Annotated in this window: 13 protein-coding genes and 1 pseudogene; 11 read left to right on the forward strand and 3 right to left on the reverse strand. The window is 68.6% G+C overall.

What is annotated here, in order from left to right; all coding sequences use genetic code 11:
• Positions 1-152 precede the first annotated feature (152 nt).
• The 5 genes from AB5T46_RS03985 (at position 153) to AB5T46_RS04005 (ending at position 4,125) form a co-directional block, all read left to right on the forward strand.
• The gene (locus AB5T46_RS03985) at positions 153-950 is read left to right on the forward strand and encodes an amidohydrolase (RefSeq protein WP_370562566.1); all 798 of its coding nucleotides are present in this window, start codon (positions 153-155) and stop codon (positions 948-950) included.
• Between the two features lie 143 nt (positions 951-1,093).
• Positions 1,094-2,584 carry an NfeD family protein gene (locus tag AB5T46_RS03990; protein ID WP_370562567.1) on the forward strand — a complete coding sequence of 497 codons (1,491 nt, stop codon included), beginning with the start codon at positions 1,094-1,096 and terminating at the stop codon, positions 2,582-2,584.
• Entirely contained in the window at positions 2,581-3,336 is a 756-nt protein-coding gene (locus AB5T46_RS03995; protein ID WP_370562568.1) for a slipin family protein, read from the forward strand. Before AB5T46_RS03990 ends, AB5T46_RS03995 begins: the two co-directional genes overlap by 4 nt.
• Before the next feature lie 22 nt (positions 3,337-3,358).
• Complete coding sequence (locus AB5T46_RS04000; RefSeq protein WP_370562569.1) at positions 3,359-3,646, forward strand: DUF3247 family protein; 288 nt, start codon at positions 3,359-3,361, stop codon at positions 3,644-3,646.
• 122 nt (positions 3,647-3,768) lie between these two features.
• A complete protein-coding gene (locus AB5T46_RS04005) occupies positions 3,769-4,125 on the forward strand; it encodes an antibiotic biosynthesis monooxygenase family protein (protein ID WP_370562570.1) in 357 nt (118 codons plus the stop codon).
• Positions 4,126-4,218: 93 nt separating this feature from the next.
• Here the strand turns inward: AB5T46_RS04005 and AB5T46_RS04010 are convergent, their stop codons facing one another.
• From AB5T46_RS04010 to AB5T46_RS04020, 3 genes and pseudogenes are all read right to left on the reverse strand, one after another.
• Complete coding sequence (locus tag AB5T46_RS04010) at positions 4,219-5,760, reverse strand: pseudouridine synthase (protein WP_370562571.1); 1,542 nt, start codon at positions 5,758-5,760, stop codon at positions 4,219-4,221.
• A pseudogene (scpB, locus tag AB5T46_RS04015) lies at positions 5,760-6,698 on the reverse strand (SMC-Scp complex subunit ScpB); the annotation flags it as partial. The gene AB5T46_RS04010 and the pseudogene scpB, both read right to left, overlap by 1 nt.
• A 114-nt stretch (positions 6,699-6,812) precedes the next feature.
• Complete coding sequence (locus AB5T46_RS04020) at positions 6,813-7,730, reverse strand: segregation and condensation protein A (RefSeq protein WP_370563091.1); 918 nt, start codon at positions 7,728-7,730, stop codon at positions 6,813-6,815.
• A 424-nt stretch (positions 7,731-8,154) separates the two neighbouring features.
• Here AB5T46_RS04020 and AB5T46_RS04025 point away from each other — a divergent pair, with 424 nt between their 5' ends.
• The 6 genes from AB5T46_RS04025 (at position 8,155) to AB5T46_RS04050 (ending at position 15,688) form a co-directional block, all read left to right on the forward strand.
• Positions 8,155-8,454: a YciI family protein gene (locus tag AB5T46_RS04025; protein ID WP_370563092.1), complete on the forward strand. Its 300-nt coding sequence runs from the start codon at positions 8,155-8,157 to the stop codon at positions 8,452-8,454.
• A gap of 35 nt (positions 8,455-8,489) precedes the next feature.
• Positions 8,490-8,750 (forward strand): BolA family protein, encoded by a 261-nt coding sequence (locus AB5T46_RS04030; protein WP_370562572.1) that lies wholly within the window; start codon positions 8,490-8,492, stop codon positions 8,748-8,750.
• 101 nt (positions 8,751-8,851) lie between these two features.
• Entirely contained in the window at positions 8,852-10,315 is a 1,464-nt protein-coding gene (locus tag AB5T46_RS04035; RefSeq protein ID WP_370562573.1) for a sulfatase family protein, read from the forward strand.
• The gene (locus tag AB5T46_RS04040) at positions 10,312-11,280 is read left to right on the forward strand and encodes a formylglycine-generating enzyme family protein (RefSeq protein WP_370562574.1); all 969 of its coding nucleotides are present in this window, start codon (positions 10,312-10,314) and stop codon (positions 11,278-11,280) included. Before AB5T46_RS04035 ends, AB5T46_RS04040 begins: the two co-directional genes overlap by 4 nt.
• Positions 11,281-11,592: 312 nt before the next feature.
• Positions 11,593-12,582 carry a LacI family DNA-binding transcriptional regulator gene (locus AB5T46_RS04045; RefSeq protein WP_370562575.1) on the forward strand — a complete coding sequence of 330 codons (990 nt, stop codon included), beginning with the start codon at positions 11,593-11,595 and terminating at the stop codon, positions 12,580-12,582.
• Positions 12,583-12,676: 94 nt separating this feature from the next.
• Complete coding sequence (locus tag AB5T46_RS04050) at positions 12,677-15,688, forward strand: TonB-dependent receptor (RefSeq protein ID WP_459558936.1); 3,012 nt, start codon at positions 12,677-12,679, stop codon at positions 15,686-15,688.
• The last annotated feature ends 21 nt before the right edge of the window (positions 15,689-15,709 follow it).

Genomic DNA, 15,709 nt, shown 5'->3' on the forward strand with positions numbered 1-15,709 from the left:
ACCCGGCCCACACGGCTTCGGCAACCACAGCCTGTCCGAAGCCGCTGCCGCATCGTCATACGGTGCGGGCATCGCGCGCATGGCGCGCTCCTACGAAAAAAATCATGAGCCGTGGAGCCACAAATGCCCTCGAATCGAAGGATAATGGCCCGATGGACAACCTGCGCATCTCCCTGGTCCAGGGCGCCACCCGCTGGCGCGACCCGGCCGGCAACCGCGACTACTACGGCGACCTCATCGGTCCGCTGCACGGCACCACCGACGTGGTGATCCTGCCGGAGACCTTCACCAGCGGCTTTTCCAACGACGCCATCGACGAGGCCGAGACCATGGACGGACCGACCGTCCAGTGGATGCGGGAGCAGGCGGCATCGCTCGGCGCCGCCGTGACCGGCAGCGTGCAGCTGCGCGCCGATGCCGGCGTGTTCAACCGGATGCTGTGGGCCACGCCGGACGGCGACCTGCAGTCCTACGACAAGCGCCACCTGTTCCGCTACGCGCGCGAGCACGAGCGCTACAGCGCCGGCCGGGACCGGCTCACGGTGGAGTGGAAGGGCTGGCGCATCTGTCCGCTGGTCTGCTACGACCTGCGTTTCCCGGTGTTCGCGCGCAACCGCTACGACGTCGAGCGCGAAAGCGCGCTCGACTACGACCTGCAGATCTACGTTGCCAACTGGCCGGCGGCGCGCGCCTTCGCCTGGAAGACCCTGTTGCGCGCGCGCGCGATCGAGAACCTGTGCTACGTCGCCGGGCTCAACCGCGTGGGCCGCGACGGCAACGGCATCGATTATGCCGGCGACAGCGCGGTGATCGACTTCCTCGGCCATGCGGTCAGCGAATCGACCGGCGAGGAGGTCGTGACCACGACCACGCTGCTGGCGCACGAGCTCGCCGCGCACCGCGGGCGCTTCCCGGCGATGCTCGACGGCGACGCGTTCGACCTGCGCTAGCGCGCGCCGGGATCGACGGGAAGGTGGAGCCAGGCGCTTGGGTCCAGGTTCCGGCAGTCCAGATCCCGCCTTGCCGCTTCCTTTACAGGCGGTGGTGTCTACTGGGTTTCCGGACGGATCGCGTCGCCCCATCGGGGGTGGGCATGACATTGAACGCACGGGCGTGTTGCCTGCTCCTGCTGCTGGGGGCGGCATCGGCGCTGTTTGCCGCGCAACGGGAGGCCCCGCCGCCTGCCGAAGGCGGCGTGCTGCTGATCGACATCAAGGGCGGGATCGGTCCGGCCACCAGCGACCACGTGCGGCGCGGGTTGGAGCGGGCGGCAGAGGAAGGCGCGGGCGCACTGGTATTGCGCATCGACACCCCGGGCGGCCTCGATGCCGCCACCCGCGACATCAACCAGGCGATCCTGGCGGCCGAGGTGCCGGTGATCGCCTGGGTGGCGCCGTCCGGCGCGCGCGCCGCCAGCGCCGGCACCTACATCGTCTACGCCAGCCATCTCGCGGCCATGGCGCCGGCCACCGCGCTGGGCGCGGCGACGCCGGTCGCGCTGGGCGGGGGCCCTCCGGGCGGGGGCGCCCCGCCGGGCGGCGCGGAAGACGACGGGGCGGAGCGCGACGACGGCGGCCGGGAAGACGAGGACCGGAACGGGGAAGACGGGCGGCAGGAGGACGCGCAGGAACGCGAACGCACGCGTGGCGCCGGCTCCGCTTCCGAGCGCAAGGCCATCAACGACTCGGTGGCCTACCTGCGCAGCCTGGCCGAACTGCGCGGCCGCGACGTCGATTTCGCCGAGGAGGCGGTGCGCGATGCCGCCACCCTGACCGCGAGCCAGGCGCTCGCGCGCGGCGTCGTCGAGATCGTCGCCGCCGATCTGGACGCACTGCTCGCGCAGGCAGACGGCCGTGAAATCGCGCTCGCCGGCGGCGCTGTCACGCTCGCGGTCGCCGGAGCATCCGTCACCGAAATCACGCCGGACTGGCGCGTCAGGCTGCTGTCGGTGCTCACCGAGCCCACCGTCGCCTACCTGCTGTTGCTGGTCGGCCTGTACGGGCTGCTCTTCGAGGGCTACAGCCCGGGCGCGATCGTTCCCGGCGTGATCGGCGGCATCAGCCTGCTGCTGGGGCTGTATGCGCTGCAGGTGCTGCCGGTGAACTACGCCGGCGTCGCGCTGATCGTGCTCGGGGTGGCGCTGATGACCGCGGAACTGGCGGTGCCCAGCTTCGGTGCGCTCGGCATCGGCGGGCTGGCGGCGCTGATGGTCGGCTCGGTGATCCTGTTCGAGGACGCGCCCGGCTTCGGCGTGCCGGGCCGGCTGATCGCCTCGATCGGTGTCACCAGCGGCTTGGCCTTCATGGGCGTGTTGTGGCTGGCGGTGCGCGCGCGCCGCAGGCCGGTGGTCAGCGGCCGGGAGGAGCTGGTCGGCCACGAGGCCATCGCCGCCGATGATTTCTCCGGCCGCGGGCGGGTACGCATCCGCGGCGAACTGTGGCAGGCCGATGCCGCCGAGCCGGTACGCGCAGGACAGCGCGTGCGCGTGCTGGCGATCGACGGCCTGGTGTTGCGTGTCGCTCCGCTCGACGGCGGCGACGGACCAGACGAACGACTTTCCGAACCGAGCGAGGCCGCGCCATGAACCTGATCGCCCTGTTTCCCGTAGTGTTGATCGTCATCGTCCTGTTGTTCAGCGCGATCAAGATCCTGCGCGAGTACGAGCGCGGGGTGGTGTTCCAGCTCGGACGCTTCTGGAAGGTCAAGGGGCCGGGCCTGATCATCCTGATCCCGGTGGTGCAGACGATGGAGCGGATCGACCTGCGCACCATCGTCATGGACGTGCCGTCGCAGGACCTGATCACGCGCGACAACGTCTCGGTGAAGGTCAACGCGGTGGTGTACTTCCGCGTGGTCGACCCGCAGAAGGCGATCATCAACGTCGAGCATTTCTACGACGCCATCAGCCAGCTCGCGCAGACCACGCTGCGCTCGGTGCTGGGCCAGCACGAGCTGGACGAGTTGCTGTCCGAGCGCGACAAGCTCAACAACGACATCCAGACCATCCTCGACCAGCAGACCGACGCCTGGGGGGTGAAGGTGGCCAACGTCGAGATCAAGCACGTCGACATCAACGAGACCATGGTGCGGGCGATGGCGCGCCAGGCCGAGGCCGAGCGCCAGCGCCGCGCCAAGGTGATCCACGCCGAGGGTGAGCAGCAGGCCGCCCAAAAGCTGGTCGAGGCGGCCAAGTTGCTGGGCGCGGACCCGCGCGCGATCCAGCTGCGCTACCTGTCGACCCTGACCGAGATCGCCGGCGACAAGAACTCGACGATCGTGTTCCCGCTGCCGATCGATTTCATCGAATCGCTCATCAAGCGCGGCGACGCTTCCTGATCCGGGCGCGGAGGAATGCTCCATGGGACAGTTCGCCGAGCACGTCTACACCCGGCAGGAGGACATCGCGCGGATCGAAGCCAGGGCCACGCAGCTGGACGACGAGGCCTGGGTGGCGCTGACGCTGGAGGACGGCGGCACCGTCGAGGGCGTGGTGGCGGTGCGGCCAACCGTGCAGACCTTCCGCGACCCGCAAGGCCGGGAGGGGGTCAACGCCGTGGTGCGCATCGACGACGCCGGCGACCAGGCCGTCGCCCACTACATCTGGCTCGATCGCATCCGCGAGGTCCGGCACCTCGGCAGTTCCTAGACGGTGGGCCAAGGCCCACCCTATGCCTGGTATTCGCGATAGGGTGGGCTTCAGCCCACCGTATGGCGCGGTAGCGAACGCCGTCCGGGCAATCGGTCCATACCCGAGTGGGAGGTCGAGACATGGTCGAGACGCAGGCGATTCTTCGCAAATGGTCGGGGCGCATCCGGACTACCGATCGACAGGCGTATGTCGCTTATGTCGTGGATACGGGAGCGGGCGACTACGAAAAGACGCCCGGCAATCTGGGATACCAGATTCTGCTCAGGGATCTCGGCAACGGGACCACGGAGGTGACGACGCTGAGCTGGTGGGAGTCGATGGACGCGATCCGCCGCTTCGCGGGTCCCGAGCCCGGAATTGCGCGCTACTACCCCGAGGACGACCGCTTCCTGCTCGATCGCCCGGAGCATGTCGAGCACCACGCCGTGGTTGCGGGGTGCGCCCATGCGGTGCGTGCGACATCGGGCGGGCAGTAGCGAACAGGCCTGTCGGACCCTGCGGTTCCGTCGCCGTGGATCGAACGACCAGGGCGCGCCGTCGCGGAGCGCGTCCGCTCGACGCGCGCAGCATCAGCGATTGCCGTTGCCGCCGCTACCGCCCCCGCGTGGACCGCGCGGTCCGCGTGGGCCAGGACCGGCACCGGGACCGGGGCGGCGGTTGCCGCCGCTGCGCGGGCCGCGCGAGCGGTCCCCTGCGGGCTTGCTCGCTCCCGGGGTGGCGTGGTCGGAAGGAAAGCTCGGCGCACTGTCGGGATGCCCGTAGGGCCGGGCGGCACGCGGATTGCGCTTCTTCCCGGGACCGCCCCCGGGGCCGCCGCGTCCCGGGCCCTGGCCCTGGCCCTGGCCAGCACCTTGCCCCGGTGGGCGCTTCTTGCCGTAGGGCTTCTTCGGCCCGCGGCCGTCGGCGTTGCGATGGCCGCTGGGGCCGGTGTCCACGCCCTCCGGCACGTACCAGCTGCGGAACGCGGCCGGGTTGCCGTCCGGCAACGGCTTCGGTCCTTTTTGCGTCCGCTGCTTGAACGGCTTCTGCGACTGATTGGCGGCCGATTCGCCGCTGACGGTCAGCCCGCCGTGCGGCTTGCCGCCGCGTCCGCGACCGCGACCGCGGTCCTCGCGCACGTGGTCGAAGCGGCGCAGCTCGCGGCCTTCGTCCGCGCTGTCGTGGCCGTTGACATAGGCGTTGCCGTGCGACTCCCGTGAGATATGCACGGTCGACTTGGCGGCCTTGCGCTGGCCGATGACCGGCTGCAGCGTCAGTGCCGGCGGTGGTCCCGCTTCGAGTTTCAGTTCGCGGCGCAGCGCTTCCACGCGCGCGGCGGGAAGTTCCTGCGACTGCCCGCGCAGCAGCGGCTGCGGCAGCGCCACCGAACCATAGCGCACGCGCTTGAGGCGGCTGACCTGGCAACCCTGCGATTCCCACAGCCGGCGCACCTCGCGGTTGCGCCCTTCCTTCACCAGCACCCGGAACCAGTCGTGCGAATCGGTGCCGCCGATGCGTTCGATCTCGTCGAACTTGGCGGGGCCGTCTTCCAGCGCCACGCCGCGGCCCAGGCGGTCGACGGTCTTCTCCGAGACGATGTCCTCGCCCTCCGGCGCGCGCACGCGGCACACGTACTCGCGCTCGAGTTCGTGCGAGGGATGCATCATCGCGTTGGCCAGCTCACCGTCGGTGGTCAGCAGCAGCAGGCCGGTGGTGTTGATGTCGAGGCGGCCGATGGCGATCCAGCGCGCGCCCTTGAGTGCGGGCAGCGATTCGAAGATCGTCGGCCGGCCCTCGGGATCCTCGCGGGTGGTCACTTCGCCCTCGGGCTTGTTGTAGAGCAGCACGCGTGCCGGCTCGGTCAGCGCGCTGGCGACGAAGCTGCGGCCGTCGATCTCGATGCGATCGCCGCTGCCGACGCTCATGCCGACCTGGGCGGTCTCGCCGTTGACCTTGACCAGGCCTTCGGCGATGCGCTGCTCCAGCGCGCGGCGCGAGCCGAGTCCGGCCTGCGCCAGCACCTTGTGCAGGCGCTCTTCCAGGCGCGCGGCGGTCGTGGCGCCGTCGCTCTCGCGCTTGAGCGAAAGCTTGCGGCTGCCGCCCTTGTCTTTGTGTTGGGGCTGTTCTTTCATGGTGTACTCCGTTCGCTGTCGCCGTCTTCGGCGAGGGCGGTATCGTTCGTGTCGTTGTCGTGGGGGTGCGGCTCGTCGCCGGATTCGGAATCGGATTCGGCGGCCGCGGTGTCGGCCGCGCCGGTATCGGAAGCGGCCGCGTGATCGGGTTCGGGATCGTCTTCGGTGTCGTCGCCGGTATCGAGGTCGGCATCGGCGCCGGAAGGTGCGTCCGGCACGGCTGCGGCTTCGGGTGCCGCAGCCGCGTCGGCATCGACGGGCGCAGCGGCGTCGGGCGCAGCCTCGGTTTCGTTCGTATCGGCGGTGCCGTCGGCGTCCGCGACTTCGGCCCCGGTCGCGACGTCGCCGACCGGCAACGTCCCGTCGGCCGGTGCGGTGTCGGGATCGAACTTGAACTGCGGCTCCAGTTCGCCGAAGTCCTTCAGCTCCGACAGCGGCGGCAGTTCATCGAGCCGCTTGAGCCCGAAATAGTCGAGGAACGCCTTGGTGGTGCCCAGCAGTTCCGGGCGGCCGGGGATGTCGCGATGGCCGACCACGCGGATCCACTCGCGCTCCTCCAGCGCCTTGATGATGTTGCTGTTGGTGGCCACGCCGCGCACCTGCTCGATCTCGCCGCGGGTGATCGGCTGGCGGTAGGCGATCAGCACCAGCGTCTCCAGCGTGGCGCGGGTGTACTTGGCCTGGCGTTCGGTCCACAGGCGGGCGACCCAGGCATGCACGTCGGCCTTGACCTGGAAGCGCCAGCCGGAGGCGACCTCCATCAGCTCGATGCCGCGTTCGGCGCAATCGGCCTGCAGGACTTCCAGGGCGTTCTCGACGCCGCCCTCGGGGGCCGGCTGGTCGAGCGGGAACAGGCCGCGCAGCTGCACCAGGGTGAGCGGCTGGCTGGACGCCAGCAGGGCGGCCTCGACGATGCGGTTGATCAGTTGTTGGTCCATAAACTCGTCAGGCACGGATTCTTGTGGTGGGTGGTGTCGCTGTGACGCGATCCGCCGGATGTCCTTCCGCCGCGTTCGATGCGTCGCCGCGGCGACGCCGGCACGCGGCGCCGGTCAGGGCGTGTCCGCGGCTTGCGGACCGGCCGCGTCGTCTTCGTCGTCGAACTCGCTGGACAGCTCGACCGTGTCGCCGCCGCCGCTGTCGCGCGTGGCCAGCGACTTGACGTAGATCGGCGGCGACGGCGGCCGTTCGCCGGGGCGGGGCGGTTCGGCCTGTTCCTGCACGATCTCGAGCAGGCGCTCCTTGGCCAGTTCCAGCACCGAGAGCAGGGTGACCACCACGCCGAGCTTGCCCTCGCGCGGCACGAACAGCGACTCGAAGCTGTGGAAGGCGCCGTCCTCCAGCCGGGTCAGCACCTCGCCCATGCGCTGGCGCACGCTGAGGGCGTCGCGCTTGATGGCATGGCCGGTGAACAGCTCGGCGCGCTTGAGCACGTCGTGCAGGGCCATCAGCATCTCGCGCAGCTCCACCGGCGGCGGCGCCCGCACCGCAGTGCGGTCCGGCAGGGCGGCCGCGACCGGGCTGGTGTCGCGATCCATCCGCGGCAGCGCGTCGACGTCCTCGGCGGCCTGCTTGAAGCGCTCGTACTCCTGCAGCCGGCGCACCAGCTCGGCGCGCGGGTCGTCTTCCTCGCCTTCCTCGCTGGGCGGCCGCGGCAGCAGCATCCGCGACTTGATCTCGGCCAGGATCGCGGCCATCACCAGGTACTCGGCCGCCAGCTCGAAACGCAGCTCCTGCATCACCCCGATGTAGTCGACGTACTGGCGGGTGATCTCGGCGACCGGGATATCGAGGATGTCGAGGTTCTGCCGGCGGATCAGGTACAGCAGCAGGTCGAGCGGGCCTTCGAACGCCTCCAGGATGATTTCCAGCGCATCCGGCGGGATGTACAGGTCCTGCGGGATCTGCAGCACCGGCTGTCCGTGCACGACCGCCAGCGGCATTTCCTGCTGCTGCGGGTGCGGCGGCATCGGCTGGGCGTCTTCCGCAACGGGCGCGGCGTCGGGAGTGTCGGATATGGCTTGTATCATTCGCGGTGCGGCCCCCTCCGGGCCTGCAGGAATTGCGGATGGCGCGCGAACGTCGCGTGCCGGGTCTTGCCTGTCCACGGTGCCGGGCGGCGCTGCGTCCGTTCCGTATCTCCGGATCGGGGCCATCACGACATCGGCCGGATACCACATGCGACGGCCGCCGCGGCGTGTTGCGGCGATGACGGCGGAAAGGGCATCGGGCGGGCCGGGCGGGGGCAGCGATTCGGGCGTCTGCGTCGACGGCCGCTGCATTCCGGCCTGTAACTACCAGTTAGGTTACGGGCTCGCCAGGCGGCTGTCCAGCGGCCGGGCGCCGAGGGACCGCTACAATTCATCCTTCTTCCGGATCGAGGGGCACGCGGGCATGTGGTACGCGATCGAAGGCCATGACGGCGACGACGTGCTGGCGCTGCGCCGGCAGGCCCGGACACGGCACCTGGCGCGGCTGGAGGCGCTGCGCGATGCCGGGCGGCTGCTGCTGGCGGGGCCTTGCCCGCGCACCGACGCCGAGGATCCGGGCCCGGCCGGCTTCAGCGGCAGTATCGTGATCGCCGAGTTCGCCTCGCTCGACGAGGCCCGCGGCTGGGCCGATGCCGACCCCTACGTCGAGGCCGGCGTCTACGCACGGGTCGACGTGCGGCCGTTCCGCCCGGTGCTGCCGTGAGCGGCCCGGCCGGCTCCCTGCCGCGCGAGCAGCGCATGCCCGCCATCCGCGCCGCGCTCGAGGCGGCGTTCGCGCCGGACCGGCTCGAGGTTCGCGACGACAGCCACCGCCATGCCGGCCACGTCGGCGCGCAGGACGGACGCGGGCACTTCCACGTCGAGATCGTCAGCGCCGCCTTTGCCGGCATAACACCGATCCAGCGCCACCGCGCCGTCTATGCCGCGCTGGGGCCGCTGATGACCACCGACATCCATGCATTGCAGATCCGCGCGCTGGCGCCGACGGAACCGGAATAGCCGGTCGGCCCGTTCCGCCGCGGCCTGCATTCGGCACTGAAAACGATTACATTCTCGCTTCGAACCGTCGAATCGTGGAGGGCAGTGGAGGTGACGGCACGATGAGACATTCCGCGATCGAACACGGGCTGGCGTTGCTGCTCGCCGCCGCCTTCGTCCTGACCACGGGACCGGTGGCCGCGCAGCGCAAGGTACCGCCGCGCAACGTGGTCTTCATCCTCAGCGACGACCACCGCTACGACTTCATGGGCTTCATGGATGACGCGCCCGAGTGGCTGGAGACGCCGGCGCTCGACCGCATGGCCGAGGGCGGCGCGCACGTCGAGAACGCGTTCGTCACCACTTCGCTGTGCTCGCCGAGCCGCGGCTCGATCCTGACCGGCCAGTACGCGCACCGGCACGAGATCGTGGACAACACCTCGCCGATCCCAGAGGGCACGCGGTTCTTCCCGGAGTTCCTGCAGGACGCCGGCTACCGCACCGCCTACGTCGGCAAATGGCACATGGGCGAGGTGGACGATGCGCCGCAGCCGGGCTTCGACCACTGGGTCAGCTTCCAGGGGCAGGGCGCCTATTACGATCCGGTGCTGAACGTCAACGGCAAGCGCGCGCGGGAGAAGGGCTACACCACCGACCTGCTGACGGAACATGCGCTCGACTGGCTGAAGCAGCACCAGGCTCGGGAGCCGGACACGCCGTTCTTCCTGTACCTGTCGCACAAGGCGGTGCACGCGGAGTTTTCGCCTGCGCAGCGCCACCAGGGCCGCTACAAGGACCAGCCGATCCCATACCCGCCGACCATGGCGGAAAGCGAAAACCGCGACAAGCCCGACTGGGTGCGCGCCCAGCGCAACAGCTGGCACGGCGTCGATTACATGTACCACGGCGACATGGAGTTCGACGGCTTCTATCGCGCCTACACCGAGACCCTGCTGGCGCTCGACGAGAGCGTCGGCCAGGTGCTCGACTACCTGGAGGAAGCCGGCCTGGCGGAGTCTACCCTGGTGGTCTACATGGGCGACAACGGATTCCTGCTCGGCGAGCACGGCCTGATCGACAAGCGCAACGCCTACGAGGAGTCGATGCGCGTGCCGATGCTCGCCTGGGCGCCGGGCTTCATCGAGCCCGGATCGACCATCGAGCCGATGGTGCGCAACATCGACATCGCGCCGACCATCCTGGAACTGGCGAACGCCCGCTCGCCGGTCGCGATGGACGGACGCTCGGTGCTGCCGCTGCTGCGCGGCGAGCCGGTGAGCTGGCCGCTGGAGATGCTGTACGAGTACTACTGGGAAGACGCGTTCCCGCATACGCCGACGGTGTTCGCGCTGCGCGACCAGCGCTACAAGTACGTCTACTACCACGGCGTCTGGGACAGCGACGAGCTGTACGACCTCGAGGCCGATCCGGAAGAGCGCAGCAACCTGATCCGTGATCCGGAGCGCCAGGCGCGCGCGGCCGCGATGAAGGACCGCATGTGGAACCTGCTGCAGGAGACCGACGGCATGCGCATCCCGCTGAAGCGGGCGGGCAAGTGGCGGGCAGACCAGCGGAGGCCGGAATGAAGCACGCGTACCGACGATTCGATCGATCCGGGGCGACCGGCGGCATCCCGCGTTCGCAATGGCTGCCGGTGCTGGCCGCGATCGCGGCGGCGGCGTTCCTGGCCGGCTGGCTGGCGACGGCGCGCGGGCCGGACGCGGCTGCGCCGCCGGCGGACGTCGCCGCACCGGAAGGCATGGTCTACGTGCCCGGCGGGACGACGCGGATCGGTGCCGAAGACGGCACGCCGGCCGAGCAACCGGTATTCGACGCGCGGGTCGCGCCGTTCTTCATGGATGTCCATCCGGTGACCGTCGGCGAGTTCCGCGCCTTCGTCGAAGCGACCGGCCACGTGACCGAGGCCGAGCGCCTCGGCGATGCCGGCGTGTACGACCCGGGCACCGGCGGCTGGCAGCTCCTGCCCGGCGCCGACTGGCGCCGGCCGATGGGGCCGGAGGCGCCGCCGGCGCCCGACGATCATCCCGTCACCCAGGTGTCGTGGAACGATGCCGTCGCCTATGCGAAGTGGGCTGGCAAGCGGCTGCCGACCGAGATCGAGTGGGAGCACGCCGCCCGCAACGCCCGCAACGCGGACGGCCCCTATGCCTGGGGCGATGCACTGGTCGAGGAGGGCCAGCATCGCGCGAACACCTGGCAGGGCCCGTTCCCCGGCGGCAACACCGGCGAGGACGGCCATCTGTTCACCTCGCCGGTCGGCGCCTACGGCGCCACCGAGCTGGGCCTGACCGACATGGGCGGCAACGTCTGGGAATGGACCGCCGACTGGTTCCGCTCCTACGCCGAACGCGGCCGGCCGTTCACGCCGGATGCGACCAGCGAGAAGGCCCAGCGCGGCGGTTCGTTCCTGTGTCACGTCAGCTATTGCCACGGCTATCGCGTGTCCGCACGCAGCCGCTCCACGCCGGATACGGCGCTGTTCCATGTCGGATTCCGGCTGGTGAAGGACCTCGAATCGCCGGCCTCGTAGAGCGGACGTTTCCCTCCTACGGATCGGTGTGCCTTCCGCCGTCGTAGGAGCGCCTCATAGGCGCGATGCCGGCGTGGCCACCGATCACCGCACCGTCCAACCGCGCGGGTATCGCGCGCATGGCGCGCTCCTACGGAGCGAGGCGCCTCCGCAGTCTGTAGGAGCGCGGCGACATTGCCGTGGTGGCGGCCGCGGTTGATACCACGTCGCCGTTCGGTCATCGTGCCGCCCTGTCCATGCTGTCCTGCAACATGAAACAGGGTGTGAAAACGATTACAGTCCGGCGCAGACCGACGTAGCCTTGGAGGGCGGGTGAGCGTCACGATCAAAGATGTCGCACGTGAAGCCAACGTGTCCGTTGCCACCGTCTCACGGGCGCTCAACGGACACGACAACGTGGCCGAGGAAGTGCGCAAGCGCGTGCTCGGCGTCGCCGATCGCCTGCGCTACAGCCCGCACCACGCCGCCCGCAGCCTGAGCAGCCGTCGCACCCAGACCATCGGCGTGGTGCTGCCGGACCTGTACGGCGAGTTCTTTTCCGAACTGATGCGCGGCATCGATGTGGTCGCCCGCGAGCGCGGGCTGCATCTGCTGGTCTCCAGCTACCACGGCGATCCGGAAGAGCAGGGCGCCGCGCTGCGCGCCATGCGCGGCCGGGTGGACGGACTGCTGGTGATGTCGCCGTTCGTCGGCGAGCGCGGTTTCCTCGAACGCAGCCTCGCGCCCGCGCTGCCCGCAGTGCTGATCAATAGCGGCGATGCCGACGACCACCCTGTCATCCGCGTCGACAGCTACGGCGGCGCCCGGGCGATGGTCCGCCACCTGGTCGAGGCCGGCCATCGCCACATCGCCTTCATCGCAGGCCCGGACGGCAACTTCGATGCCCGCGAACGCCTGCGCGGCTATCGCGACGCCCTGGCCGAGATGCTGCCCGACGCCGAGTCCCGGGTGTTGCCGGGCGATTTCGACGAGGCCTCCGGCCATCGCGCCGGACGCGAACTGCTGGCGGCCGACGCGCGCCCGGACGCGGTGTTCGCGGCCAACGACATGATGGCGCTGGGCTGCCTGTTCGCTTTCAGCCAGGCCGGCGTGCGCGTTCCCGACGACATCGCGCTCGCCGGCTTCGACGACATCCCGCTGGCGCGCTACGTGCATCCGAGCCTCACCACCATGCGGGTGGATATCGCCGAGCTCGGCGGTGCGGCGCTGCGCGCGCTGCTGCAAGGAAACGGAAACGGAAGTGTGACGGCGCTGGTGCCGGAGCTGGCGATTCGCGAATCCAGCCGGGCCGTGCGCAGGTGAGGTAAAGCAAGCCGCTTTTTATTTTTTCGTTGGTGTAAACGATTTCACACGACTTAGACATTGCTGAATGACGATCAATCCTGGGGAGGAACCGATGAACAAGTCCACCGTGGTACGCAGATGCAATCGCACGCTTCTCAGTTGCGCGCTGGGTGCGTGCTTGGCCATGGCTGCGCCCGCTGTCCTGGCGCAGTCGACCGCGGCGACACTGCGGGGGCAGGTGTCCGTGGATTCGGCGCCCGCCACCGATGCGCAGGTGACCGCCACCCACCTCGGCACCGGCTTGGCCCGCAGTGCCCAGGTCAGCAGCCTGGGCAACTACAACCTCGCGGGCTTGCCGCCGGGCACTTATCGGGTCGACGTCACCGCGAACGGCCAGACGAGCTCGCGGACGGTGACACTGCAGGTCGGGCAGAGCGCCACGCTCAACCTCGGCGTCGGCGGCGTCGCGGAAACCGGCCCGCAGGAAGCGACGGATCTCGACACGATCGTCGTCACGGGCACGAGTCTGGTCGAGACGCGCACTTCGGAGATCGTCACCTACGTCACGCAGAAGCAGATCGACGCGCTGCCGCAGAACTCGCGCAACTTTCTCGCTTTCGCTGATATCGTGCCGGGCATGCTGCTCACCACGCCACCCAGCGGAAGGGAAACGCAGCTGCGCAGCGGCGCCCAGGGCGCGAGCAACATCAACGTCTACATCGACGGCGTGGGCCAGAAGAACTACGTGACCCCAGGCGGCATCACCGGCCAGGACGACAGCGAGGGCAATCCGTTCCCGCAATCGGCGATCGGCGAGTACAAGGTGATCACCTCCAACTACAAGGCCGAGTACGACCAGATCAGCAGCGCCGCGGTCACCGCCGTGACCCGATCCGGCACCAACGATTTCTCCGGCAGCTTCTTCTGGGACCACACCGACGAGACCTGGCGCAAGCCCACGCCGCTGGAAGAGGAGGACGGCGCCAAGAACGCCGAGAAGGTCGAGCAGTACGGCGCGACATTCGGCGGCCCGATCCTCCGCGACAAACTGCATTTCTTCCTGGCCTACGAGGCCAAGGACATCGTCAGGCCTTCATCAATCCGGCCGCCGGACGCGGTCGACCCGGCAACGCTTCCAGAGGAGATCACCTCGCAATACGGTGGCGCCAGCGCGCCGTTCAACCAGGACGTGTACTTCGGCAAGCTGAGCTGGCAGGCGACGGACGACCACTTGATCGAGTTCACCGGCCGGCAACGCAAGGAGACCGGCATCCTGGGCATCGGCGGCGTCAACGTCCCCACCGCCGGCACTGCGCTCATCAACGACGAGACCCGCTACGACCTGCGATCGCTGTATTCCACCGAGAACTGGTTGAACGAGGCCCACATCACCTTCGAGGAGGCTGCCTACAACCCGTCGCCGATCACTCAGGCGACAAGCAACCGCTACACGGTGGTGGATCCCAACAATCCCAACAATCTCACCCTGGAGGTTCTCAATACCGGCGGCGGCCCCAATTTCCAGGACAAAGGGCAGAAGGGCTGGGCGTTTCAGAACGACTTTACCTTCTTCGGCTGGGAGAACCACACCGTCAAGATCGGATTAAAGTACAAGGATCTCGACTTGAACGCGTTCCAGCAGTTTCCGCCGTTTCCGCGCTACTGGTACGACGTCGACGAGAGCCTGACCCAGCCGTACCGGATCCAGTACACCACACCGCGCATCGGCCGCGAGCCGTTCGTGGAGTCGAACAACAAGCAGTTCGGGATCTACATCCAGGACGACTGGGATGTCAACGACAAGCTGACCCTCAACCTCGGCGTACGCTGGGACTACGAGGATATTTCCAGCTATACCGACTTCCGGCTCGACCCGACCATCGCCGCTGCGCTGCGCGGCTGGACCAGCATCCAGAACGCCGACTACGACATCGAGGACTACATCAGCGACGGCAGCAACCGCAGCAACTTCAAGAGCGCGTTCCAGCCGCGCGTCGGCTTCTCGTACGACCTGTTCGCGGACCAGCGCCACGTGATTTTCGGCGGCGCCGGGCGCGCCTACGACCGCAATCTGTTCGACTACATGGCGCGCGAGTACTACGGCGGTGCGTTCACTACCTACGAGGTCAATTTTTCCACGCCGATCCACGAATGTGAGCCCAGCGCCAGCTGCATTCCCTTCGATCCGGCGCTGCTGACGCCGGAGGGCCTGGCCGCCTATGCAGCGGCGAATCCAGTGGCAGGAGGCGAGGTGCAGTTGCTCAACAACGATCTCAAGACGCCGTACTCCGACCAGTTCAGCCTGGGCATGCGCAACACCATCACCCTCGGCGAGATCGACTGGAACACATCGGTCACCCTGGCGCACATCCGCGGCAAGGACGGCATCTACTTCCGTCTGGGCAACCGCAGGGCAGATGGCAGCTTCCATGAGCACGAGTCGCTCGGGCAGACCTGGGGCGACGCGCCGTTTACATTCGCCATTCCCGGCTACGGCAACCTGATCCTGGCCGACAACGGGTTCGAGACCAAGCTGAACACGCTGCTGCTGTCCATCGACAAGCCGTTCACCCAGGCCTCGTCCTGGAGCGTCAATCTCGCCTACACCTACAGCGACGCGAAGGAAAACCGTCCCAACTTATCGACCGGCGAAACCTCCCTGTTCGACTATCCCTTCATCACCGACCAGTTCTACCGGTCGACGGGCGTGCCCAGGCATCGGCTGGTCCTGACCGGGATCTGGTCGCCCGGATGGGACGTGACCATGAGCGGCAAGTTGACTTTGGCCAGCCATACGCCGAAGGCGACCAACAACTGCCTGAACTCGCCGCCGGAGCCCGAGCCCAACTACCTGTGCTTCTACGACCCGTACACGCCCAACGGCACGATCGGCTACAAGCAGTTCGACCTGGCCGCCGAGAAGCGCTGGAACACCGGTACCAATCTCGGGTTCAAGGTGCGGGCCGACCTGATCAACGTCTTCGACTGGCGCAACTGGAACCAGTTCGAGGGCAATCGCGGAGAGCAAGGGGGCCCGCCGAACCCGGAACTGGGCGATCGTACCGGCCTCGAGATCTTCGTGCCAACGCGTACTTTCAAGCTCTCGTTCGCATTGGACTGGTAACGAGATCGGCGCCATGAGGGG

The sequence above is a fragment of the Luteimonas salinilitoris genome, from assembly GCF_041300785.1.
Lineage (GTDB): Bacteria > Pseudomonadota > Gammaproteobacteria > Xanthomonadales > Xanthomonadaceae > Luteimonas > Luteimonas salinilitoris.